The organism is Burkholderia pyrrocinia (assembly GCF_018417535.1).
In the GTDB taxonomy this organism is placed as follows: Bacteria; Pseudomonadota; Gammaproteobacteria; order Burkholderiales; family Burkholderiaceae; genus Burkholderia; species Burkholderia pyrrocinia_E.
This window is the reverse complement of record NZ_CP070977.1, coordinates 1,913,337-1,935,563: the sequence shown is the minus strand read 5'-3', so window position 1 is coordinate 1,935,563 and position 22,227 is coordinate 1,913,337. Positions and strand designations below refer to the sequence as shown.

Here is a 22,227-nt window from a genome sequence, read left to right as displayed (position 1 = left end):
CCTGCTTGGCGGTATATATGGGGTGGCGTTTGCGCCAAAAGCGGCATTGTAACTGAAGCGCAAAACCCGTATGGCGTGGTCGCCTTTCTAGCTTATATCGTTTCGTGATTAGTTTATGGGGGGCGCGCTCAGTGGGCCGCCGCGGGACGCGCAATGGGGAACCCGTATTCGGCGCGACGGGGCAGCGCGGCAGGCGGTTTCGCGATGGTCGGGCCCGCATTCGAGTAACATGGCCAACAGACCGGGCGGCGCGCGGTGCGCCGGGACCCTGTCACGATATTGGCGGTGCCGCAATCATGATCATCACTTCGCTGCTCGACACGGATCTCTACAAGTTCACGATGATGCAGGTCGTCCTGCATCACTTCCCGGCCGCAAACGTCGAATACCGTTTCAAGTGCCGCACGCAAGGCGTCGATCTCGTGCCGTACATCGACGAGATCCGCGACGAGGTGCGCGGCCTGTGTTCGCTGCGTTTTTCCGACGTCGAACTCGACTACCTGCGGCGGATGCGCTTCATCAAGAGCGATTTCGTCGACTTCCTCGCGCTGTTCCACCTGAACGAGAAGTACATCTCGATCACGCCTTCGCCGAAGGGCAACGGCGAGATCGACATCGTGATCGAGGGGCCGTGGCTGCACACGATCCTGTTCGAGATCCCGGTGCTCGCGATCGTCAACGAAGTCTATTTCCGCAACACGCAGCGCGAGCCCGACTATCGCGAAGGCCGCGAGCGGCTGCGCGAGAAGATCAAGCTGCTCGGCGCGAAACCCGATTTCGCCGACTGCAAGATCGCCGACTACGGCACGCGCCGGCGCTTCTCGAAGGTCTGGCACGAGGAGGTCGCGCTCACGCTGCGCGACGGCCTCGGCCCGCAGTTCGCGGGCACGAGCAACGTGCTGTACGCGATGAAGCACGACATCACGCCGCTCGGCACGATGGCCCACGAGTACCTGCAGGCGTGCCAGGCGCTCGGCCCGCGGCTGCGCGACTCGCAGATCTACGGCTTCGAGATGTGGGCGAAGGAATACCGCGGCGACCTCGGGATCGCGCTGTCGGACGTCTACGGGATGGACGCGTTCCTGAACGACTTCGACATGTACTTCTGCAAGCTGTTCGACGGCGCGCGCCACGATTCGGGCGATCCGTTCGACTGGGGCGAGCGGATGCTGCGCCATTACGAGGCGAACCGGTGCGACCCGCGCACGAAGGTGCTCGTGTTCTCGGACGCGCTCGACATCCCGAAGGTCATGCAGTTGTACGAACGGTTCCGCGGCCGCTGCAAGCTCGCGTTCGGCGTCGGCACGAACCTCACCAACGACCTCGGCTACGTGCCGCTGCAGATCGTGATCAAGATGGTTCGCTGCAACGGCCAGCCGGTCGCGAAGCTGTCGGATTCGCCGGGCAAGAGCATGTGCGACGACAAGGCGTATCTCGCGTACCTGCGCCAGGTGTTCGGCATCGCGCAGCCGGTCGAGGAAGACGCGTCGAAGTGAGCGTCGGCCGTTCGGTCGAAGGTGCGTGGCGGCAGGGGCGGCCGGTATAATCCGACGGTATTGCACGCCAACGTCACGAGGACCGTTCATGGACACTTCTGCTGCCCGTCGCCAGATCCTCGCGCGCATTCGCGCGGCGCAGGGGCGCGCGGCCGAGCCCGATGCGGCGGAGCGAGACGGCGTCGCCGACTATCTTGCGCGTCATCCGCAGGGCCCGCGCCCGCCGGTGCCGGCCGATCTCGTTGCCGCATTCGCCGACGAAGCGGCACGCCTGTCGACCACGGTCGACGAAGTCGCGGCGCTCGCCGATGCACCGGACGCCGCTGCCCGCTATCTTTCCGCTCACGGCCTGCCGACGCAGGCCGTCGCATGGCGCACGCTGGCCGATCTCGACTGGGCCGGCGCAGGCCTGTCGGTCGAGTGCCGCAAGCCGCGCGACGGCGATCTCGTCGGCCTCACGGGCTGCTTTTGCGCGACCGCCGAAACGGGTTCGCTGGTGCTGCTGTCCGGCCCCGATACCTACGCGTCGGCCGGCCTGTTGCCGGAGACGCACATCGCAATCGTGCCCGCGTCGCGGATCGTCGCCGGTCATGAAGACGCGTTCGCGCTGATCCGTTCGGAGCGCGGCGAATTGCCGCGCGCGGTCAACTTCGTGTCGGGCCCGTCGCGCACCGGCGACATCGAGCAGACCATCGTACTGGGCGCGCACGGCCCGTACCGCGTGCACGTGATCGTCGTCCGGGGCGCATGACGCGCCTGCCGCATCCACTACCACTCGAACAAGGAAGTTCTGCATGAAACGACATGCCGCCTGGGCGGGCATGGCGTCGGGAGTCGCGCTTGGCGCCGTTCCCGCGCTTGCATCGGCCGCAACGCTCGACGGTGCCACGCTGTCCGCACTCTGGGGCATCCCGTTTGCCGGGATCCTGCTGTCCATCGCACTGTTTCCGCTTGTCGCCCCCGTGTTCTGGCATCACCACTTCGGCAAGATTGCAGCCGGGTGGGCGGTCGTGTTCCTGATTCCGTTCGCGTTCGCATTCGGCGCGGGCACCGCGTTCGGCACGCTCGTGCATGCGCTGCTCGAGGAATACATCCCGTTCATCGTGCTGCTCACCGCGCTCTATACGGTGGCAGGCGGCATCTGCGTGAACGGCAACCTGCATGGATCGCCGAAGCTGAACACGGCGATCCTCGCGCTCGGCACGCTGCTCGCGAGCGTGATGGGCACGACGGGCGCCGCGATGCTGCTGATCCGGCCGCTGCTGCGCGCGAACGACAACCGCAAGCATGTCGTGCACGTCGTGATCTTCTTCATCTTCCTCGTCGCGAACGCGGGCGGCTCGCTGTCGCCGCTCGGCGATCCGCCGCTGTTCCTCGGTTTCCTGAACGGCGTGAGCTTCTTCTGGACGACGACCCATCTCGCGCTGCCGATGCTGTTCATCTGCGTGGTGCTGCTGGCGCTGTTCTTCGTGCTCGACACGTATTTCTACCGGAAGGGCGGCGAGGAGCGGCCGGCCGCGCTCGATCCGACGCCCGACGGCGCGGCGCTGTCGATCGACGGCAAGATCAACTTCGTGCTGCTCGCGGCCATCGTCGCGCTCGTGCTGATGAGCGGCATCTGGAAGCCGGGCATCACGTTCGACGTGTGGGGCACGCACGTCGCGCTGCAGAACCTCGCGCGCGACGTCGCGCTCGTGGTCGTGACGCTCGCATCGCTTGCGCTGACGCCGCGTTCCGCGCGTGAAGGCAACGCGTTCAACTGGGCGCCGATCGAGGAGGTCGCGAAGCTGTTCGCGGGGATCTTCGTGACGATCGCGCCGGTGATCGTGATCCTGCGCGCGGGCGCGGACGGCGCGTTCGCGCAGATCGTCCATCTCGTCACGGGGCCGGACGGCAAGCCGATCGACGCGATGTACTTCTGGGCGACGGGCCTGCTGTCGTCGTTCCTCGACAATGCGCCGACGTATCTGGTGTTCTTCAACCTCGCGGGCGGCGATGCGCAGGCGCTGATGACGACGGGCGCGTCGACGCTCGCCGCGATTTCCGCGGGCGCGGTGTTCATGGGCGCGAACAGCTATATCGGCAACGCGCCGAACTTCATGGTGAAGGCGATCGCGGAGTCACGCGGCGTGAAGATGCCGAGCTTCTTCGCGTACCTCGGCTGGGCGCTCGTGATCCTGGTGCCGGTGTTCCTGCTGACGTCGCTGATTTTCTTCCCGGCGTAACCTGACAACTTTCAACTCGGCGCGGGCGATCCCGGCGGCGCGATGTGCGCCGCGATCGGCCCGCGGCATACGGAGATGGCGATGCAGAAGATCCTGGTCGCGCGTCCGATCTTTCCGGACGTGATCGAACGCCTCAAGCAGTATTTCGAAGTCGACTGGAACGACGGTGACGCGCTCGCTCCCGATGCGCTCGCCGCGCGTCTGGCCGACAAGGACGGCGCGCTGACGGCCGGCGACCCGGTCGGCGCGGCGGCGCTCGCGGCGGCGCCGCGCCTGCGTGTCGTGTCGAACATGGCGGTCGGCTACAACAACTTCGACATGGCCGCGTTCAACGCGGCGAACGTGCTCGGCACCAACACGCCCGACGTGCTGAACGAGTCGACCGCCGATTTCGGCTGGGCGCTGATGATGGCCGCCGCGCGCCGGATCGCCGAATCCGAGCACTGGCTGCGCGCCGGTCACTGGCAGAAGTGGGCGTACGACGGTTTCCTCGGCACCGACATTTACGGCTCGACGCTCGGCGTCATCGGGATGGGCCGCATCGGGCAGGCGCTCGCGCGCCGCGCACGCGGCTTCGGGATGCAGGTGATTTATCACAACCGGTCGCGGGTCGCGCCCGAGATCGAGGCCGAGCTGAACGCCGAATACGTGTCGAAGGATGCGCTGCTCGCGCGCGCCGATCACGTCGTGCTCGTGTTGCCGTACACGAAGGAGAACCATCACACGATCGGCGCGGCCGAGTTCGCGAAGATGAAGCCCACCGCGACGCTGACCAACATCGCGCGCGGCGGGATCGTCGACGACGCAGCGCTGGCCGACGCGCTGCGCGACGGGACGATCGCCGCGGCCGGCCTCGACGTGTACGAAGGCGAGCCGACCGTGCATCCGGCGCTGCTCGAGGTGCCGAACGTCGTGCTGACGCCGCATATCGCGAGCGCGACCGAAAAGACGCGCCGCGCGATGGCGAACCTCGCCGCCGACAACCTGATCGCCGCACTGGGCGAGGGGCCGCGCGCCGGGCAGCCGCCGAATCCGATCAACCCTGACGTGATCGGGAAGCCGCGCGCATGACGATGACGTTGTTGCTTGCGGCGGTCGTCGTGCTGGCCGTCGCGCTCGCGGTGGCGATCGTCGCGATCGTGCGCGGCGGCGGCCGCCACGACGATACGGCGGTGCTCGGCGACCAGATCGAGGATGCCGCGCATGCGCAGGCGCGCGCGGTCGAGCGGCTCGAACGCGAATTGCGCGGCGAGATCGTCGAGAACGCGCGCGGTTCGCGCACCGAGCTGGCCGGCAGCTTCTCGCAGCTTCAGCAGACGCTCGCCGCGCAACTGACGAGCGTCGCGACCGTGCAGAACAACCAGATCGAGGGTTTCGCCCAGCAGCTCGGCAAGCTCGTCGCCGGCAATGCGCAGCAGTTCGACGCGATGCGCGAGAGCGTGCAGCGCCAGGCGCAGCAGGCGCGCGAGGAGCAGACGGCCGCGCTCAGGCTGTTCGGCGACACGTTGAACCGGCAGCTCACGCAACTGACCGAGGCGAACGATCGCCGGATCGGCGAGGTGCGCGCGACGCTCGAACAGCGGCTGAAGGAAATCGAGACCAACAATGCGGCGAAGCTCGAGGAGATGCGCCGCACCGTCGACGAGAAACTGCATGCGACGCTCGAGCAGCGGCTCGGCGAATCGTTCAAGCTCGTGTCTGACCGGCTCGAGCAGGTCCATCGCGGGCTCGGCGAGATGCAGACGCTCGCGGCGGGCGTCGGCGATCTGAAAAAGGTGCTGACCAACGTGAAGACGCGCGGCACCTGGGGCGAAGTGCAGCTCGAGGCGCTGCTCGAACAGATGCTGACGCCCGAGCAGTACGCGAAGAACGTCGCGACGGTGCCGAAGAGCACCGAGCGCGTCGAGTTTGCGATCCGGCTGCCGGGCCGCGATGCGGGCACGCGCGACGCACCGCCGGTGTGGTTGCCGATCGACGCGAAATTCCCGCGCGAAGACTACGAGCGGCTGATTGACGCACAGGAGCGCGCCGATGCGCCGGCGGTCGAGGAAGCGGCCCGCGCGCTCGAAGCGCGCGTGCGGCTGGAGGCGCGCACGATTGCCGAGAAGTACGTCGCACCGCCGCACACGACCGACTTCGCGCTGCTGTTCCTGCCGACCGAGGGGCTTTATGCGGAGATCCTGCGCCGCCCGGGGCTGACCGACCTGCTGCAGCGCGACTTTCGCGTGACGATCGCGGGGCCGACGACGCTCACGGCGCTGCTGAACAGCCTGCAGATGGGGTTCCGCACGCTCGCGATCGAGCAGCGGTCGAGCGAGGTGTGGCAGGTGCTCGGCGCAGTGAAGACGGAGTTCGGCAAGTTCGGCGACGTGCTCGCGCGCACGAAGGCGCAGCTCGAAACGGTCACGCGCTCGATCGAGTCCGCCGAGCAGCGTACGCGCGTGATGAGCCGCAAGCTGAAGCAGGTCGAGGCGCTGCCGGGCGACACGGCGGCCGGGCTGCTCGGTGCGGAAGGCACCGACGGCGCCGATGCGGACGACGCGTGACGCGCGTTGCCGATACCGGCCGGAACGAAAACGGGCGCCGCGGCGCCCGTTTTTTCATGATGCGATCACCGGCTCGGCTGGCCCGCGCTCAATGTCCGGCGAGCGTGTCCAGCGCGTCGTCGGTCACGCGGACGATGCGCCATTCGGGCAGCACGGTTGCGCCCATTTTCTCGTAGAAATCGATCGCGGGCTGGTTCCAGTCGAGGACCGACCATTCGAAACGCCCGCAACGGCGCTCGACGGCCAGTGCTGCGAGGTGACGCAGCATCGCGGTGCCGAGGCCGGTGCCGCGCTGCGACGGCTGTACGTACAGATCCTCGAGATAGAGGCCGCGACGGCCGACGAACGTCGAATAGTTGTGGAAGAACAGCGCATACGCGACGATCGCGCCGTTGCGTTCGGCGACGAGCGCTTCGGCGGCAGGCCGCTCGCCGAACAGCGCGTCGGCGAGATTCGTTTCGGTCGCGACGAACAGGTGCGTGAGCTTCTCGAACTCGGCCAGCTCGCGCATCAGCGCGAGGATTGCGCCGACGTCGCGCGCTTCGGCTGCGCGGATCAGCGGCGTGTCGCTCACGCTTCCTCCGGCGGATCGGACAGCACGATCTCGATGCCGCCGAAGCGCGACGCGACCCAGTTGTATGCGTGGCATGCGATCCACAGCAGCACGAAGCCGAGGATGGCGTTCAGCAGCAGTGCGCTCAGGATCGTGCTCAGTTCGACCATTCCGTAGCGGATGTACGCGACGAGAATGCCGAGCAGCACGATCGGCACGCTGAACGTCAGGTAGACGAGGATCAGCGCCTTTGCGGTCTGCCCCGCGGCGATCGATGAAATTTGTTTCTTCATGTGCGGATTGCCCCCGTAGAGATATACCGATAGTGGAATTCAGATCAGGCCGTCGAGCGGCAGGATGTCGACCGGGGTGCCCGCGTCGACTGCCGCGGTATCGTGGCCCAGGACGATGAAACAGTTGGCGGCCGCGAGGCCGCTCAGCGACGCGGAACTCTGCGAACCGGCCGGCGCGACGTGCCAGCGGCCGTCGGCGGCGCGCGTCGCGATGCCGCGCAGGTACTCGGTGCGGCCGGGACGCGTCTTCAGCGCCTGCGTGCTGAGCGCCGTGTACATCGCCGGCGGCGGCGTTTGCGCGCCGGCCAGCGTCAGCAGCGCGGGGCGCACGATCGCGTAGAACGTCACGGCGGACGCGACCGGATTGCCTGGCAGCCCGAAGAACAGTGCGTGACCGGCGCCGTCGGCCGAGCGCGCGAGCGTACCGAACGCGAGCGGCCGGCCGGGCCGCAGCGCGAGGCTCGCGAATGTGACGTCGCCGAGCCGCGCCATCACGTCGCGTGTGAAGTCGGCTTCGCCGACCGATACGCCGCCCGACGTGATGACCACGTCGGCCTGCGCGGCGACGGCGTCGCGCAACGCGGCTTCGAGCGCGGCCGGATCGTCGCGGACGATTCCGAGATCGATCGCGTCGACGTGCAGCCTTTCGAGCATCGCGATCAGCATCCCGCGATTGCTGTCGTACAGCGCGCCGCGGCCGAGCGGCTCGCCGGGCTCGCGCAGTTCGTCGCCGGTCGAGAACACGGCAACGCGCACGCGCCGGCGCACCGTGACGTCGGTGATGCCGAACGATGCGAGCAGGCCTAGGTCGGACGGCCGCAGGATGCGGCCCGTGGCGAGCGCACAGGCGCCGCGCGCGAGATCCTCGCCGGCCTTGCGGCAGTTCGCGCCGCGTGCGATGTCGTGTGCGGCGAAGCGGATCGTGTCGCCGTCGACGCGCACGCGTTCCTGCGGAATCACCGTGTCGCATCCGGCCGGCATCGGCGCGCCCGTCATGATGCGCACGCATGCCCCGGCGGCCACGGCGCCGTCGAACGGATGGCCCGCGAACGCGGTGCCGGCGACCGTCAGCGCGACGTCCCCCTGCGGCGACGCGTACGCGCTGGTGCCACCGGCGAACGCATAGCCGTCCATCGCCGAGTTGTCGTACGCGGGAATGTCGAACGGCGCGCTCACGTCGGCCGCGAGCACGCGGTCGAGCGCGTCGCGCAGCGGCACCGAGTCGCACGCGTCGACGGGCACCGCGAAGCGGCACGCGAGCGCCTGCGCGTCGGCGAGCGACAGCGGGGCATCGGCATCGGGTGCGGTTCGGGAGGCGGGCGAGGATTGCGTGATCATCAGTCGGACTGCGCCGCGAGGCGTATCGGGTTCGTGGCCGGTGGCGCGAGGAGGGTGCGTGGGTGCGGGTTTCGCATGCGGCGGGCGCCGGGCGGGAACGGTGCGGATGCCGTCAGCGACGGGCCAGCGCGGCGAGTTCCTGCCAGGAGTTGGCATTGTAAAACGCACGCTCGTCGCGAAACTCGACTTCGACCGTCTTGTGGCGTGCGTACCACGCACGCACCTTGCGGTCGCCGGCCGCGAGCCGCGCGGCGAGATCGTCGGCCAGCGCCGTGTGCAGCAGCGCGAACGTCGGCTGCGGCGAGCGCGCCTGCTGCGCATCGACGGTCACCGCCATCGCGATGTCGGCCTGTTGCGCATCGAGCGCCGCAAGCAGCCGCGCGACGAGGTCGGCGGGCAGAAACGGCGTATCGCATGGCGAGCACGCGACGAGCGGCGCGCGCGCGGCCCGCATGCCGGCGAGCAGGCCCGCGAGCGGGCCTGGGAAATCGGGCGTGTCGTCCGCCACGATGCGCGCGTCGAACGGCGCGCCGAGCTCGGCATAGCGGTCGGCGTGGCGATTCGCGCTGATCAGCGTTTCGTCGACCTGCGGCGAGAGCCGGCGCAGCACGTGCAGCGCGAGCGGCGTACCGTCGAGCAGTTGCAGGCCCTTGTCGACGCCGTCCATGCGCGTGGCGCGTCCGCCCGCGAGCAGCAGGCCGGCGATCGAAGGAGGGGCGGAAACGGGCATTGTGCGCAGGCGGAATGGGCGGCGTGCGTCAGCCGCCGATATAGGACATTTCGACGCGCTTGCCGGCGCCGTCGGGCGAGGTTTCGGCCAACGCGCTGCCGCGCAGTTGCGAATAGCGGTCGGTGCGGGCCTGCCAGATGCGGGCGATCGCGGTCGCGATCTCGGCGTCGCTCGCGCCGCCGCGCACGAGTGCGCGCAGGTCGTGGCCCGTCGACGCGAACAGGCACAGATACAGCTTGCCTTCGGTCGACAGCCGCGCGCGCGTGCAGTCGCCGCAGAAGGCCTGCGTGACGCTCGAGATCACGCCGATCTCGCCGCTGCCGTCCGCATAGCCCCAGCGCTGGGCGGTCTCGGCCGCCGTGTGCGCTTCGAGCGGCACGAGCGGGTAATGTTCGGCGATCCGCGCGACAACGTCGGCCGACGGCAGCACCTCGGTCATGTTCCAGCCGTTCGACGTGCCGACGTCCATGTATTCGATGAAGCGCAGGATCACGCCGGTGCCGCGGAAACGCTCGGCCATCGGCAGGATCTCGCTGTCGTTGGTGCCGCGCTTCACGACCATGTTGACCTTGACCGGCGCGAGGCCCGCGGCCTGGGCGGCGAAGATGCCGTCGAGCACGTCGGCGCTCGCGAATTCGGCGTCGTTCATGCGCTTGAACAGCGTCTCGTCGAGCGCGTCGAGGCTGACCGTCACGCGCGTGAGCCCGGCGTCCTTCAGCGCGCGCGCCTTGCGCGCGAGCAGCGAGCCGTTGGTCGTCAGCGTCAGGTCGAGCGGGCGGCCGTCATGGGTGGTCAGGCGCGCGAGGCGCTCGATCAGGAATTCGAGGTTCTTGCGCAGCAGCGGCTCGCCGCCCGTGATGCGGATCTTCTCGACGCCGTGTGCGACAAAGAGTCGCGCCACACGTTCGATTTCCTCGTGCGTGAGCAGCGCGCTGTGCGGCAGGAACGGGTAATCCTTGTCGAAGACCGCGCGCGGCATGCAGTACACGCAGCGAAAGTTGCAGCGATCCGTCACCGAGATGCGCAGGTCGCGCAGCGGCCTGGCGAACGTGTCGGCCAGCGTGCCGTCAGGGGCATGCGCGACGCCGGAGACGTCTGGCATCCCGCTGACGTCGGCGAGAGGAATGATGCGTCGGGACATGTTGAAAGAAGTGCGAGCCAGACCTGTATTTTAGCCGCAAGCGGCCGACCGGTCCGGTGGGCGGAAACCCGCAGCGCGGACATGAAAAAGCCCGCCGGAGGCGGGCTTTTCCTGGTCGGGCGATGCGCCGGTCAGTGGTGCGTCGTTTCGACCTGCTGCATCGGGGCCGTATCGGCCGGCGGCAGCACCTTGCGTTCGCGCGGCACGCGGGCCGGACGCGGGAGTTGCGACGCGGCTTCCTGCGCAGCGGCGAACTTGTCGGCGTCCGTGTTCACCCAGACGAGACCGGCCTGCTCCAGCACGACGTCCAGGCTCGCCGAAGCGGGCGCGGCTGCAGGTTGTGCGGGGGCCGGAGCGGAGGCCGGAGCCGGTGCCGGTGCTGCGACGGCCTCGACCGGCGCCGCTTCGACATGCGCCGGCTCGACAGCCACCGGAGCGGCTTCGGTCGTCACGGCCGGTGCGGCTTGCTCGACGGGCGCGGCCTGCGGCGCCTCGACCGCGGCCGGTGCTGCTGCCGGCACTTCGAACGCGTCGGTCGGCGAAACCGCGACCGGAGCCGGACCGGCTTCCGTGTCGACGGCCGGTGCGACCGGTGCCGGTTTTGCTGCCGGGGCGGCGACCGCGGGCTCGACCGGAGCGGCCGGAGCCACTTCGGCGTGTGCCGGTGCCGGCGGAGCTTCCACAGCGGCCGGTGCAGCATGCTGCTCGACCGCTGCTTCGGCGACGACGGCGCCTGCCGCGGCCACGGCCGCGACGACTGCCGGTGCGGCCGTATGGGCCGGTTCGGCAGCGGCCGGTGCTTCCGGCGTCACGGTTTGCGCTGCGGCTTCGCCATCCGCGCCTTGCTCGGCCTGGTCGACGAGTGCGCCGTCTTCGTCGCGCTCGCGACGACCGCCACGGCGGCCGCGACGGCGGCGACGACGTTCCTCGCCGTCACGCGCGACGGCTTCCGCATCGGCTGCCAGGTCGGCGCCGGGCAGGGCGTCTGCGACGACCTTGTCGGCTTCCGATTCCGGATGGTTTTCACCACGGGTGACGGTCTCGAGCGTGGCCGCATGCTGGGTCGGCTTGCGGCGTTCGCCGCGCTCGCGACGCTCGCCGCGTTCCTGGCGCTCGCCACGGCCGGCTGCGTCGACGCCTTCCGGCTGCTCGGCACGCTCGCGCGGTTCGCGATTCTCGCGCGGTTCACGCGGCTCACGGCTTTCACGCGGCTCGCGCGGTTCGCGACCTTCGCGCTGGCCACGGCCCTCGCGACCTTCGCGGCCCTCACGACCTTCGCGGTTTTCACGACCTTCACGCGGTTCGCGACCCTCGCGCGGCTCACGGCCTTCACGCGGTTCGCGCGCTTCCTTGCCTTCGCGTTCCTGGCGTTGCGGCTGGCCACGGCCTGCTGCTGCCTGGTCGCGGCCGCCTTGCGCCTGCTGGGCGCCGCCACGACGGTTGCGGTTGCGATCGCCGCCGCGCTGCTCGGTCTTCTCGGTGCGCTCGCGAGCCGGGCGGGCTGCCTGTTCCTTCGCCGGCGCCGGAGCAACCGGCGCGGGCGCCGGAGCCGGCGACACGCCGAACAGGCCCTTCAGCCAGCCGATGAAGCCGCCGCTTGCCGCGGCCACAGGTGCGGGGGCCGGAACGGGCTCGACCGGGCGCTGCGGGGCCGCGCTCGGAGCCGGACGCTCGGGCGTGATGCCCTTGACCGCGGCTTCCTGCTTCGGCTTCACTTCTGCCGTGCGCTTGCTGTAGCCGGTTTCCGACTCGAGTTCGCGGGCAGCTTCCTCGGCCATCTTCCAGGACGCGCGCGGATCGTCGAGGCGCGCGTCGTCGTGGCGCAGGCGCTCGAGCTTGTAGTGCGGCGTATCGAGGTGCTTGTTCGGGATCAGCACGATGCCGACCTTGAAGCGCGACTCGATCTTGTTGATTTCCTGGCGCTTTTCGTTGAGCAGGAAGGCGGTCACCTCGACCGGCACCTGGCAGTGGATCGCCGCGGTATTTTCCTTCATCGCTTCTTCCTGAATGATCCGCAGGACCTGCAGCGCGGACGATTCGGTATCGCGGATGTGGCCGGTGCCGTTACAGCGCGGGCAAGTCACGTGGCTGCCTTCCGACAGCGCCGGACGCAGGCGCTGGCGCGACAGCTCCATCAGGCCGAAGCGGGAGATCTTGCCCATCTGCACGCGCGCACGGTCATGCTTGAGCGCGTCTTTCAGGCGCTGCTCGACTTCACGCTGGCTCTTCGCCGATTCCATGTCGATGAAATCGATCACGATCAGGCCGCCGAGGTCGCGCAGGCGGAGCTGGCGGGCGACCTCGTCGGCCGCTTCGAGGTTCGTGCGGGTCGCCGTTTCCTCGATATCCGCGCCCTTGGTCGCGCGCGCCGAGTTCACGTCGATCGCGACGAGCGCTTCGGTGTGGTCGATCACGATCGCGCCGCCGGACGGCAGCGGCACCGTGCGCGAGTAGGCCGTTTCGATCTGGTGCTCGATCTGGAAGCGGGAGAACAGCGGCACGTCGTCGTGGTAACGCTTCACCTTCGACACGTTGTCCGGCATCACGATGTCCATGAACGCACGGGCCTGATCATAGATCTCGGTCGTGTCGATCAGGATTTCGCCGATATCGGGCTGGAAATAGTCCCGGATCGCGCGGATCACGAGGCTCGATTCCAGGTAGATCAGCATCGGCTGGCCGGCGTTGCCGCTTTGCGACGCCGCTTCGATCGCGCGCCACAGTTGCAGCAGGTAGTTCAGGTCCCACTGCAGTTCCTCGGCGCTGCGGCCGATGCCCGCGGTGCGGGCGATCATGCTCATGCCGTCGGGAATCTGCAGTTGCGACATCGTTTCGCGCAGTTCCTGGCGCTCGTCGCCCTCGATCCGGCGCGACACACCGCCGCCGCGCGGATTGTTCGGCATCAGCACGAGATAGCGGCCGGCGAGCGAGATGAAGGTCGTGAGGGCGGCGCCCTTGTTGCCACGCTCTTCCTTCTCGACTTGGACGATCAGCTCCTGGCCTTCGCGCAGAGCATCCTGGATGCGCGCGGAGCGCATGTCGATGCCTTCCTTGAAGTACTGGCGGGCGACTTCCTTGAACGGCAGGAAGCCGTGGCGGTCTTCGCCGTAGTTGACGAAGCACGCTTCGAGCGACGGCTCGATGCGGGTGACGACACCTTTGTAGATATTGCCTTTGCGCTGTTCGCGCCCGGCGGTTTCGATGTCGATGTCGATGAGCTTTTGCCCATCGACGATGGCGACGCGCAGCTCCTCCTGCTGCGTCGCATTGAACAGCATGCGTTTCATGAACGACTCCAGGCGGCTCCGCTGCCGGCGCCTCGCGGTTGTCAGTCGCGAGGGCGGGAACGACGGCAGGCCGCACCTTGTTGTGTTGTCACAAGCACGCTGGAGCGGGAACGATGGCGGGGAGAATTGCCTGAAGAGGCGCTTGGGCCCGATAGACGGGGCCGGCGGCCGTAGGGCACCTGCGAATACGGTTTCAAAGCACGGCGTTCACACACCGCACGCTGCAAAAGCGCGCTAAGCCTGAGTCCGGGCATTGCCACGGGCGCGCGCAATGCGTCGCGCGCGCCGACGGGCGGCAGATGCTGCGGCTTGGGCCGCAGCGGGGAGTATCGAATCCAGCCCGACTTTCCCGCTTGGGGTGTACTTCCCTGGTTTGACGTCGCCAAGCCCCGCACGCTTCGCGGGACCAAATCGGGCGCAACGCCGTAATATTCGCAACCGGCAGCCTGCGGACGCACTTCGCGCCGTCGGGCTGCCGATCAAATTCTTTTCAACCAACTTTCCGTTACCGCGGCGCCTTGCCGACCGAATCCGCCTGTGGGCGCGATCCTTGCCGACGGGCGGCGCCGTGCGTGCAACTTGCTGCATCTCTTTGATTAGGGGCGAGCAGCGGACCCCCGGCGCAAGTAAAATAACGGTTTCCGCTTGCGCCTTGCCCGACTCGGTCGGGGCCGGCCGGTCAGGCCACCCTCAACGTCAGGCTGGGCAAAATTATATTCAGTATGAATGAGTTAGGCAAAATATCCCAGAATTCGGTCGCAAGCGGCCAGGTATCGATGATCGAGATCGACGAAAACTCGGCCGGTCAGCGGATCGACAACTTCCTGTTGCGCGTCTGTAAAGGCGTGCCGAAAAGCCATATTTACCGGATCCTCCGCAGCGGCGAAGTGCGCGTGAACAAGGGCCGGATCGACGCGCAGTACCGCCTCGTCCTTGGCGACATCGTCCGCGTGCCGCCCGTGCGCGTGGCGGCGGCGGACCTCGCGCGCGCCGACACGCCCATCGTGCCGCCGGCGAATTTCGACGTGCTGTACGAGGACGATGCGATGCTCGTCATCAACAAGCCGGCCGGCGTTGCGGTGCACGGCGGCAGCGGCGTCGCGTTCGGCGTGATCGAGCAGATGCGCCAGGCGCACCCGCGCGCGAAATTCCTCGAACTCGTCCACCGGCTCGACCGTGAGACGTCCGGGATCCTGATGCTCGCGAAAAAGCGCACGGCGCTCGTGGGCCTGCACGAACAGATCCGCGAGAACCGGATGGACAAGCGCTACTTCGCGTGCGCCCACGGCGAATGGCAGCCCGACTGGGGCCGCCGCCGCGCGGTGAAGGTGCCGCTGTTCAAGTATTCGACCCCGGAAGGGGAGCGCCGCGTGCGCGTGCAGGACGACGGGCTGCCGTCGCATACGGTGTTCAACCTCGTCGACCGCTGGCCCGACTACGCGCTGGTCGAAGCGGAACTCAAAACGGGTCGGACCCATCAGATCCGCGTGCACCTCGCGCATCTCGGCCTGCCGATCGCCGGCGACGCCAAGTATGGCGATTTCGCACTGAACAAGGCGCTGGCGCGCGCGAACGCGCAGCCGTCGTTGAAACGGATGTTCCTGCACGCGCACCGGCTGCGGCTTGCCCATCCGCTGACCGGCGAGGCGCTGCAGTTCGATGCGCCGCTACCGGACGAATGCCAGCGCTTCCTCGACCAACTCAGCGCACTGCGCGATACCGCCTGAACCGCATGGCTCGACAGCAATTTGACCTGATCGTCTTCGACTGGGACGGCACGCTGATGGATTCGACTGCGCACATCGCGCACAGCATCCAGGCCGCATGCCGCGATCTCGGCCTGCCCACGCCGTCCGACGAGGCGTCGCGCTACGTGATCGGCCTCGGTCTGCGCGACGCGCTGCAGATTACGGCTCCGACCCTCGATCCGTCCGACTATCCGCGGCTGGCCGAGCGCTACCGTCATCACTATCTGCTTGACGACCAGCGCATCGAGCTGTTCGCCGGCGTACGCGAACTGCTCGCCGAGTTGCGCGATACGGGCTACCTGCTCGCCGTTGCGACCGGCAAGGGGCGGGTCGGACTGAATCGCGTGCTTGACCAGTCGAAGCTGACGAGTTGGTTCGATGCGACGCGCTGCGCGGACGAAACGTTCTCGAAACCGCATCCGGCGATGCTGCACGAGCTGTCCCGGGAATTGGGGCAGGACCTCGCACGCACCGTGATGATCGGCGACACGACGCACGATCTGCAGATGGCCGCGAGCGCCGGAGCAGCCGGCGTCGGCGTCGCGTACGGCGCGCACACGGCCGACGCGCTGGCTGCGCTCGCGCCGCGCTTCGTCGCGCCGGACGTCGATGCGCTGGCTGCGTGGCTGCGGGAGCACGCATGAGCGCGGCGCCGGACGCCGTGCGCGTGTGCGCGTCGGATACGCTGGCCGACGGCGGCGCCGGCGTGCGCGTCGACGCGACGCTGCGCGGCGAGCAGGCCATCGTGTTCTTCGTGCGCTACGACGGTCGCCCATACGGCTACCTGAACCGCTGCGCGCACGTGCCGATGGAGCTCGACTGGGCCGAAGGGCAGTTCTTCGAATCGTCGGGCCTCTACCTGATGTGCGCGACACACGGCGCGATCTATGCGCCGGATACCGGCAAGTGCGTCGGCGGCCCGTGTCGCGGTGGGCGCCTGCGGCCGGTCGAGGTCGACGAACGCGACACGCCCGACGGGCGTGCGGTATTCTGGGTGCCCGACGCCGACCTGCGTCCTGCCACTCCCGCCACGACCGACTGACGACAACACTGCATGGCCGACCAACCGAATTCCCCGGATTCCTCCCCCCGTCCCGACAGCCGTGAACCGAACTGGGAGCGCGCGGCGCTCGAGCGGATCGCGCTCGCGGCCGTGAAGGAACAGCGTGCGGCGCGGCGCTGGAAGATCTTCTTCCGCTTCGCGTTCCTCGGCGTATTCGTGCTGTTCGCGTTCGCGCTGATCGATTTTTCGAGCGACTCGAAATTCTCGTCGAGCGGACGGCATACGGCGCTCGTGACGATCGACGGCGAGATCGCGGCCGGCGTCAACGCGAACGGCGACGACATCAACACCGCGCTCGACGCAGCGTTCGACGACGACGGCACGGTCGGCGTCGTGCTGCGGATCAACAGCCCGGGCGGCAGCCCCGTGCAGGCCGGCATGGTCTACGACGAGATCCGGCGCCTGCGCGCGAAGCACCCGGACAAGCCGCTGTACGTCGTCGTGACCGACATGTGCGCATCGGGCGGTTATTACATCGCCGCTGCGGCCGACAAGATCTTCGTCGACAAGGCGAGCATCATCGGGTCGATCGGCGTGCTGATGGACGGTTTCGGCTTCACCGGGCTGATGGGCAAGCTCGGTGTCGAGCGGCGCCTGCATACGTCGGGCGAAAACAAGGGCTTCTACGATCCGTTCTCGCCGGAGACGCCGAAGATGGACGCGCATGCGCAGGCGCTGCTCGACCAGGTGCACGCGCAGTTCATCAAGGCCGTGAGGGATGGCCGCGGCAAGCGGCTGCATGAGACGCCCGACATGTTCTCCGGCCTGTTCTGGACCGGCGAGAAGAGCGTCGAGCTCGGGCTCGCCGACGGTTACGGCACGACCGACACGGTCGCGCGCGACGTGCTGAAGGCGCCCGATCTCGTCGACTATACGGTGAAGGAAAGCCTGACGAACCGCGTTGCGCGCAAGTTCGGCGCGGCCGTCGGCGGCGCCGCGATGAAGGCGCTGACGGCCGGCGGCGCGTCGTTCGGCCTGCGCTGACGGGCGTCCGGCGGGCCGCGATGGCCCGCTGGCCGGCCGCCGGCCGCGGCTTCAGTTCGCGAGCAGCAGGAAGATCGCCGGGCGCTTGTGCAGATTCGGCGCGGGCGCCTTTTTCCAGTCCGCCACGGTGCGGCTCGCGATCGTCTCGGTCGCGAGGGTCAGGTCGGCCGCGACGCAGATCTGCGTCGACGGCGCACAGGTCGCGACGAGCGTGTCGAGCATCGCTTGATTCCGGTACGGCGTCTCGATGAAGATCTGCGTCTGGCGCGCCTTGCGCGACAACTGCTCGAGTTCGCGCAGGCGCTTCGCGCGCGCGGCCGCATCGACCGGCAGGTAGCCGTTGAATGCGAAGCTCTGGCCGTTCAGGCCCGACGCCATCAGCGCGAGCAGGATCGAACTCGGTCCGACTAGCGGCACGACCCTTACGCCGCGCTCGTGAGCGCGGCGCACCAGCAATGCGCCGGGATCGGCGACGGCCGGGCAGCCGGCCTCGGACACAAGACCGGCGTCCGCGCCGGCCCGCACGGGCGCGAGCAACCGGTCGATTTCGCCGGCCGGCGTATTGACGTTCAGCTCGCGGATCTCGATTTCCTGGATCGGGCGCGTCGTGCCGATCTTCTTCAGAAAGGCGCGCGTCGTTTTCGCGTTTTCGCCGATGTAATAGCCGAGCGTGCCGGCGCGTGCCTGGACGGCCGCGGGCAGCACCGCGGCTAGCATCGATTCGTCGCCTTCGCCAAGCGTGTTCGGGACGAGATAAAGCGTGCCGGCCGTCATGCGCGGTCTCCACGGGTGGTTGCAAACAGCGGATATTCGGCGGCGCGCAGCATCCGCGTGAGCGCGATCAGCGGCAGGCCGACGAGCGCGGTCGGGTCGTCCGAGTCGATCGCGTCGAGCAGCGCGATGCCGAGCCCTTCGGACTTCGCGCTGCCGGCGACGTCGTACGGCGTTTCCGCGCGCAGGTACGCGTCGAGTTCGGCCTCGGGCAGCGAGCGGAAGCGCACGCGCGTGACGATGTCCTCGACGTGCGCTTCGCCCGTGCGGCTGTCGTACAGGCAGAGCGCGCTGTGGAATTCGACTTCGCGGCCCTGCATCGACACGAGCTGCGCGAGCGCGCGCTCATGCGTGCCGGGCTTGCCGATCTGGAGCCCGTCGAAGGTCGCGACCTGGTCCGACCCGATCACGAGCACGCCATCCGGCGCGTCGATCGTTGCGGCGCCGGCGCGCGCTTTCGCGCCGGCGAGGCGCAGGGCGGTCGCGGCCGGGGTTTCGCCGTCGAGCGGGGTTTCGTCGAGGTCCGGCGACACGACGTCGAACGGCACGCCGAGGCGCTCGAGGAGCGTGCGGCGATAGCGGGAACTGGAGGCAAGAATCAGCCGCGGCGGGCGGCAAACGGTATCCGGCATGGTCGGTTGGATCGGTGAGTCGTCGGGGGTTGCGCAGCGTTGCGAGGACGCAAGCTTAAGTGATTGACTGAAAAAGGTAAAACAGGTATGCTTTCCCGCTTTTCGTCGGCAGGCTTCTGTAGTGGTGGCGCCTGCCGGGTCTTCGGAAGTAAAGTACGTCATCCGCAGATGAGCCGTACGTGAGCGGTGCCAAGCCGGATCCGCAAGTCAGCCTGTAGGCAGGAGCGCACATGAACACTTCTTCTGGCAAACCTGCGGCGCCGCTTGATCCGCACGCGGTCGACCTGTTCGAGTTCGCCCGCAGCGGGCGACAGGCAGCAGGGGCGGTGCGCCTCTCGCAACTGCCGCGCATGTTAAACGAAGTGCCGGCGGACGCGCCAGATCGCGACACGGTCTTCACGTGGCAGGCGGAAGGGTTCACGCAGAAGGAATTGCAGGACGACGGCGCCGATGGGCGGCAGCCGTATCTACGCCTCGCGGCACATGGTCATGCATGGCTCACATGCCAGCGATGCGTGACCCCGTACGACCAGACGTTCGACGTCGACATGGTGTACCGGGTCGTCGCGACCGAAGAAGAAGCTGAAGAATTTCCGCTCGACGACGATGAAGCCGATGTGATCGTGGGCTCACGCCAGTTCGATCTCGTCGACTTGATCGAAGAGGAATTGCTGCTTTCGTTGCCGCTCGTGCCCAAGCACGAGGTTTGCCCGGCAGTTCACGAAAGCCTCGTGTCGGGTGCGAGCGGTCCTGAGGAAGAGGCGGGCGAAGAGTCCGGCGAAGCCGAGGACGAAGGCAAACGGCCGAATCCGTTCGCGGCGCTGCAAGCGCTGAAGAAGGACGGTGACGGCACCAAGAAACACTAAGCAGTTGTGGCGCGGGAAGGCGTAAGGGCTTTGGGCCAGGGTAGTTAAGCGCCGGATCGGGCTGTGTTAGAATCCGGAAAATTATTTAGGAGTTAGTCATGGCAGTCCAGCAAAACAAGAAGTCGCCGTCGAAGCGCGGCATGCATCGTTCGCACGATTTCCTGACGGCAACGCCGCTGGCAGTCGAGCCGAGCACGGGTGAAGTGCACCTGCGTCACCACGTCAGCCCGAACGGCTATTATCGCGGCAAGAAAGTCGTCAAGACGAAGAACGACTAAGCGTCAAGTCACGCGTTGCGCGCTACGTTCGCCGTTCGCGTGACAACTGGTTCGCTTGACACTTTCCTGGCGCAACAAAAAGGCGGCATTCAACTGCCGCTTTTTTGTGCCTGAAATTCGTCGCATTCCATGACCGTAAAGCTCACAATCGATTGCATGGGAGGCGACCACGGCCCGTCCGTGACCGTTCCCGCGGCAGTCAAGTTCGTTCGCGCGCATCCCGATGCGCACCTGATGCTCGTCGGCATCGAAAGCGCGATCCGCGCTCAGCTCAAGAAGCTGAAAGCCCTCGACGATCCCGCGCTGACCATCGTGCCCGCCACCGAAGTCGTGGCGATGGACGACCCTGTCGAAGTGGCGCTGCGCAAGAAGAAGGATTCTTCGATGCGCGTCGCGCTCAACCACGTCAAGGAAGGCGCGGCGCAGGCCTGCATCTCCGCCGGCAATACCGGCGCGCTGATGGCCGTTTCCCGTTACGTACTCAAGACGCTGCCCGGCATCGAGCGGCCCGCGATCGCGTTCGCGCTGCCGAACCCGACCGGCTACACGATGATGCTGGACCTCGGCGCGAACGTCGACTGCGAACCGCAGCACCTGCTGCAGTTCGCGGAGATGGGGCACGCGCTCGTGGCCGCGCTCGAAGGCAAGGAGCGGCCGACGATCGGCCTGCTGAACATCGGCGAAGAGGTCATCAAGGGCAACGAGACGATCAAGCGCGCAGGCGAGCTGCTGCGCGCCAGCACGCTGAATTTCCGCGGCAACGTGGAAGGCAACGACATCTACAAGGGCACCGTCGACGTGATCGTGTGCGACGGCTTCGTCGGCAACGTCGCGCTGAAGACGTCCGAGGGGCTCGCGCAGATGCTGTCCGACATCATCCGCGAGGAGTTCGGCCGTTCGCTGATGTCGAAGCTGATGGCGCTGCTCGCGCTGCCTGTCCTGATGCGTTTCAAGAAGCGCGTCGACCACCGCCAGTACAATGGCGCGGCGCTGCTGGGGCTGAAGAGCCTCGTGATCAAGAGCCACGGTTCGGCCGATGCCTATGCGTTTGAGTGGGCGATCAAACGGGGGTATGATGCCGTCAAAAACGGCGTGCTGGAGCGCCTCGCGCGCGCGATGGCGGACAATTCGGTGTCGCTCGGCGACGGCGAACACGACGCGGGCGGCGCGGGCCATGCAAGCCCGGCCGCAGGCCATCACGCTGAACCTTCCGCTGCGCAATCCTCTAAAGCATAAATGGCCCAATCGACTCTCTATTCCCGCGTGCTCGGCACGGGCAGCTATCTGCCGCCCGACCGCGTCACGAACCAGCAGTTGACCGATCGTCTCGCGAAGGAAGGCATCGAGACGAGCGATGAATGGATCGTTGCGCGTACGGGTATCCATGCGCGCCATTTCGCCGCACCGGACGTCACCACGAGCGATCTCGCGCTCGAGGCGTCGCGTCGTGCGATCGAAGCGGCCGGTATCGATCCGCAGTCGATCGACCTGATCATCGTCGCGACTTCGACCCCCGATTTCGTGTTCCCGAGCACCGCGTGCCTGCTCCAGAACAAGCTCGGCATCAAGAACGGCGGCGCGGCATTCGACGTGCAGGCCGTGTGTTCGGGTTTTGCGTATGCGATGGCGACGGCCGACAGCTTCATCCGCAGCGGCCAGCATCGCACGGCGCTGGTCGTCGGCGCGGAGACGTTCTCGCGCATCCTCGACTTCAAGGACCGTACGACCTGCGTGCTGTTCGGCGACGGCGCGGGCGCGGTGATCCTGTCCGCGTCGGAAGAGCCGGGCGTGCTCGGCAGCGCGCTGCACGCGGACGGCAGCTATTCGCACATCCTCTGCACGCCGGGCAACGTGAATCGCGGCGTGATCGAGGGCAGCGCGTTCCTCTACATGGACGGGCAGGCAGTGTTCAAGCTCGCGGTCAACGTGCTCGAGAAGGTAGCGATCGAGGCGCTCGCGAAGGCGAATCTCGCGCCCGAACAAATCGACTGGCTGATTCCGCACCAGGCCAACATCCGCATCATGACCAGCACCTGCCGCAAGCTCGGCCTGCCGCAGGAACGCATGGTCGTGACGGTCGACCAGCACGGCAACACGTCGGCCGCGTCGATCCCGCTGGCGCTCGACACCGCGGTGCGCGACGGTCGCATCCAGCGCGGCCAGCACGTGCTGATCGAAGGTGTCGGCGGCGGCTTCACCTGGGGCGCGTCGGTCTTCCGCTTCTGATCCGCGGCGCGCGACTGCTGCGCGCGGATCTCACCGGCGCGCCGTTCGTG

21 protein-coding genes are annotated in these 22,227 nt (G+C 67.7%); 13 read left to right on the top strand and 8 right to left on the bottom strand.

What is annotated here, in order from left to right; all coding sequences use genetic code 11:
• Window positions 1-296 precede the first annotated feature (296 nt).
• From pncB to rmuC, 5 genes are all read left to right on the top strand, one after another.
• The gene (pncB, locus tag JYG32_RS08970; RefSeq protein ID WP_174381652.1) at window positions 297-1,496 is read left to right on the top strand and encodes a nicotinate phosphoribosyltransferase; all 1,200 of its coding nucleotides are present in this window, start codon (window positions 297-299) and stop codon (window positions 1,494-1,496) included.
• Between the two features lie 88 nt (window positions 1,497-1,584).
• Window positions 1,585-2,247, top strand: coding sequence for a LutC/YkgG family protein (locus JYG32_RS08965; protein WP_213265343.1), 663 nt, complete (start codon window positions 1,585-1,587; stop codon window positions 2,245-2,247).
• A 43-nt stretch (window positions 2,248-2,290) separates the two neighbouring features.
• Window positions 2,291-3,721: a sodium:proton antiporter gene (locus tag JYG32_RS08960; RefSeq protein WP_174381654.1), complete on the top strand. Its 1,431-nt coding sequence runs from the start codon at window positions 2,291-2,293 to the stop codon at window positions 3,719-3,721.
• 81 nt (window positions 3,722-3,802) lie between these two features.
• On the top strand, window positions 3,803-4,792 hold the full coding sequence (locus JYG32_RS08955; protein WP_174381655.1) for a 2-hydroxyacid dehydrogenase: 990 nt from the start codon (window positions 3,803-3,805) through the stop codon (window positions 4,790-4,792).
• Window positions 4,789-6,267: a DNA recombination protein RmuC gene (gene rmuC / locus JYG32_RS08950; RefSeq protein ID WP_213265342.1), complete on the top strand. Its 1,479-nt coding sequence runs from the start codon at window positions 4,789-4,791 to the stop codon at window positions 6,265-6,267. Before JYG32_RS08955 ends, rmuC begins: the two co-directional genes overlap by 4 nt.
• A gap of 88 nt (window positions 6,268-6,355) precedes the next feature.
• Here the strand turns inward: rmuC and JYG32_RS08945 are convergent, their stop codons facing one another.
• The 6 genes from JYG32_RS08945 to JYG32_RS08920 all read right to left on the bottom strand — a co-directional run bounded on the left by JYG32_RS08945 (window position 6,356) and on the right by JYG32_RS08920 (window position 13,609).
• On the bottom strand, window positions 6,356-6,841 hold the full coding sequence (locus tag JYG32_RS08945) for a GNAT family N-acetyltransferase (protein ID WP_174381657.1): 486 nt from the start codon (window positions 6,839-6,841) through the stop codon (window positions 6,356-6,358).
• On the bottom strand, window positions 6,838-7,113 hold the full coding sequence (locus JYG32_RS08940) for a hypothetical protein (protein ID WP_006476519.1): 276 nt from the start codon (window positions 7,111-7,113) through the stop codon (window positions 6,838-6,840). Before JYG32_RS08940 ends, JYG32_RS08945 begins: the two co-directional genes overlap by 4 nt.
• A 39-nt stretch (window positions 7,114-7,152) precedes the next feature.
• Entirely contained in the window at window positions 7,153-8,451 is a 1,299-nt protein-coding gene (gene moeA, locus JYG32_RS08935; protein WP_213265341.1) for a molybdopterin molybdotransferase MoeA, read from the bottom strand.
• Window positions 8,452-8,563: 112 nt separating this feature from the next.
• On the bottom strand, window positions 8,564-9,181 hold the full coding sequence (gene mobA, locus JYG32_RS08930) for a molybdenum cofactor guanylyltransferase MobA (RefSeq protein WP_213265340.1): 618 nt from the start codon (window positions 9,179-9,181) through the stop codon (window positions 8,564-8,566).
• Between the two features lie 28 nt (window positions 9,182-9,209).
• The gene (gene moaA, locus JYG32_RS08925) at window positions 9,210-10,322 is read right to left on the bottom strand and encodes a GTP 3',8-cyclase MoaA (RefSeq protein ID WP_174381660.1); all 1,113 of its coding nucleotides are present in this window, start codon (window positions 10,320-10,322) and stop codon (window positions 9,210-9,212) included.
• Between the two features lie 131 nt (window positions 10,323-10,453).
• Complete coding sequence (locus tag JYG32_RS08920; protein WP_213265339.1) at window positions 10,454-13,609, bottom strand: Rne/Rng family ribonuclease; 3,156 nt, start codon at window positions 13,607-13,609, stop codon at window positions 10,454-10,456.
• A gap of 722 nt (window positions 13,610-14,331) precedes the next feature.
• Here JYG32_RS08920 and JYG32_RS08915 point away from each other — a divergent pair.
• Genes JYG32_RS08915 through JYG32_RS08900 form a run of 4 tightly spaced genes read left to right on the top strand, consistent with a single transcriptional unit; the run spans window position 14,332 to window position 17,404 of the window.
• Window positions 14,332-15,336: an RluA family pseudouridine synthase gene (locus tag JYG32_RS08915; protein ID WP_174381662.1), complete on the top strand. Its 1,005-nt coding sequence runs from the start codon at window positions 14,332-14,334 to the stop codon at window positions 15,334-15,336.
• Between the two features lie 5 nt (window positions 15,337-15,341).
• Window positions 15,342-16,001, top strand: a complete 660-nt coding sequence (locus JYG32_RS08910; RefSeq protein WP_213265338.1) for an HAD-IA family hydrolase — start codon at window positions 15,342-15,344, stop codon at window positions 15,999-16,001.
• Window positions 15,998-16,399, top strand: coding sequence for a Rieske (2Fe-2S) protein (locus JYG32_RS08905; RefSeq protein ID WP_174381664.1), 402 nt, complete (start codon window positions 15,998-16,000; stop codon window positions 16,397-16,399). The genes JYG32_RS08910 and JYG32_RS08905 overlap by 4 nt, the downstream gene beginning before the upstream one ends.
• A 12-nt stretch (window positions 16,400-16,411) precedes the next feature.
• Window positions 16,412-17,404 (top strand): S49 family peptidase, encoded by a 993-nt coding sequence (locus JYG32_RS08900; RefSeq protein ID WP_213265337.1) that lies wholly within the window; start codon window positions 16,412-16,414, stop codon window positions 17,402-17,404.
• Window positions 17,405-17,455: 51 nt separating this feature from the next.
• Here the strand turns inward: JYG32_RS08900 and JYG32_RS08895 are convergent, their stop codons facing one another.
• Entirely contained in the window at window positions 17,456-18,178 is a 723-nt protein-coding gene (locus tag JYG32_RS08895) for an SAM-dependent methyltransferase (RefSeq protein WP_174381666.1), read from the bottom strand.
• Complete coding sequence (locus JYG32_RS08890) at window positions 18,175-18,807, bottom strand: Maf-like protein (RefSeq protein ID WP_213265336.1); 633 nt, start codon at window positions 18,805-18,807, stop codon at window positions 18,175-18,177. Before JYG32_RS08890 ends, JYG32_RS08895 begins: the two co-directional genes overlap by 4 nt.
• A gap of 230 nt (window positions 18,808-19,037) precedes the next feature.
• Here JYG32_RS08890 and JYG32_RS08885 point away from each other — a divergent pair, with 230 nt between their 5' ends.
• From JYG32_RS08885 to JYG32_RS08870, 4 genes are all read left to right on the top strand, one after another.
• Window positions 19,038-19,673 (top strand): DUF177 domain-containing protein, encoded by a 636-nt coding sequence (locus JYG32_RS08885; RefSeq protein ID WP_213265335.1) that lies wholly within the window; start codon window positions 19,038-19,040, stop codon window positions 19,671-19,673.
• Between the two features lie 98 nt (window positions 19,674-19,771).
• On the top strand, window positions 19,772-19,951 hold the full coding sequence (gene rpmF, locus JYG32_RS08880; RefSeq protein WP_006759765.1) for a 50S ribosomal protein L32: 180 nt from the start codon (window positions 19,772-19,774) through the stop codon (window positions 19,949-19,951).
• A 129-nt stretch (window positions 19,952-20,080) separates the two neighbouring features.
• Window positions 20,081-21,187: a phosphate acyltransferase PlsX gene (plsX, locus tag JYG32_RS08875; RefSeq protein WP_122166856.1), complete on the top strand. Its 1,107-nt coding sequence runs from the start codon at window positions 20,081-20,083 to the stop codon at window positions 21,185-21,187.
• Window positions 21,188-22,177, top strand: coding sequence for a beta-ketoacyl-ACP synthase III (locus JYG32_RS08870; RefSeq protein WP_174381669.1), 990 nt, complete (start codon window positions 21,188-21,190; stop codon window positions 22,175-22,177).
• Window positions 22,178-22,227 lie beyond the last annotated feature (50 nt).

Coding starts and splice junctions, on each gene's coding strand:
- pncB (WP_174381652.1), top strand. CDS start 297: ATGATCATCACTTCGCTGCTCGACACGGATCTCTACAAGTTCACGATG.
- JYG32_RS08965 (WP_213265343.1), top strand. CDS start 1,585: ATGGACACTTCTGCTGCCCGTCGCCAGATCCTCGCGCGCATTCGCGCG.
- JYG32_RS08960 (WP_174381654.1), top strand. CDS start 2,291: ATGAAACGACATGCCGCCTGGGCGGGCATGGCGTCGGGAGTCGCGCTT.
- JYG32_RS08955 (WP_174381655.1), top strand. CDS start 3,803: ATGCAGAAGATCCTGGTCGCGCGTCCGATCTTTCCGGACGTGATCGAA.
- rmuC (WP_213265342.1), top strand. CDS start 4,789: ATGACGATGACGTTGTTGCTTGCGGCGGTCGTCGTGCTGGCCGTCGCG.
- JYG32_RS08940 (WP_006476519.1), bottom strand. CDS start 7,113: ATGAAGAAACAAATTTCATCGATCGCCGCGGGGCAGACCGCAAAGGCG.
- moeA (WP_213265341.1), bottom strand. CDS start 8,451: ATGATCACGCAATCCTCGCCCGCCTCCCGAACCGCACCCGATGCCGAT.
- mobA (WP_213265340.1), bottom strand. CDS start 9,181: ATGCCCGTTTCCGCCCCTCCTTCGATCGCCGGCCTGCTGCTCGCGGGC.
- moaA (WP_174381660.1), bottom strand. CDS start 10,322: ATGTCCCGACGCATCATTCCTCTCGCCGACGTCAGCGGGATGCCAGAC.
- JYG32_RS08920 (WP_213265339.1), bottom strand. CDS start 13,609: ATGAAACGCATGCTGTTCAATGCGACGCAGCAGGAGGAGCTGCGCGTC.
- JYG32_RS08915 (WP_174381662.1), top strand. CDS start 14,332: ATGAATGAGTTAGGCAAAATATCCCAGAATTCGGTCGCAAGCGGCCAG.
- JYG32_RS08910 (WP_213265338.1), top strand. CDS start 15,342: ATGGCTCGACAGCAATTTGACCTGATCGTCTTCGACTGGGACGGCACG.
- JYG32_RS08905 (WP_174381664.1), top strand. CDS start 15,998: ATGAGCGCGGCGCCGGACGCCGTGCGCGTGTGCGCGTCGGATACGCTG.
- JYG32_RS08900 (WP_213265337.1), top strand. CDS start 16,412: ATGGCCGACCAACCGAATTCCCCGGATTCCTCCCCCCGTCCCGACAGC.
- JYG32_RS08895 (WP_174381666.1), bottom strand. CDS start 18,178: ATGACGGCCGGCACGCTTTATCTCGTCCCGAACACGCTTGGCGAAGGC.
- JYG32_RS08890 (WP_213265336.1), bottom strand. CDS start 18,807: ATGCCGGATACCGTTTGCCGCCCGCCGCGGCTGATTCTTGCCTCCAGT.
- JYG32_RS08885 (WP_213265335.1), top strand. CDS start 19,038: ATGAACACTTCTTCTGGCAAACCTGCGGCGCCGCTTGATCCGCACGCG.
- rpmF (WP_006759765.1), top strand. CDS start 19,772: ATGGCAGTCCAGCAAAACAAGAAGTCGCCGTCGAAGCGCGGCATGCAT.
- plsX (WP_122166856.1), top strand. CDS start 20,081: ATGACCGTAAAGCTCACAATCGATTGCATGGGAGGCGACCACGGCCCG.
- JYG32_RS08870 (WP_174381669.1), top strand. CDS start 21,188: ATGGCCCAATCGACTCTCTATTCCCGCGTGCTCGGCACGGGCAGCTAT.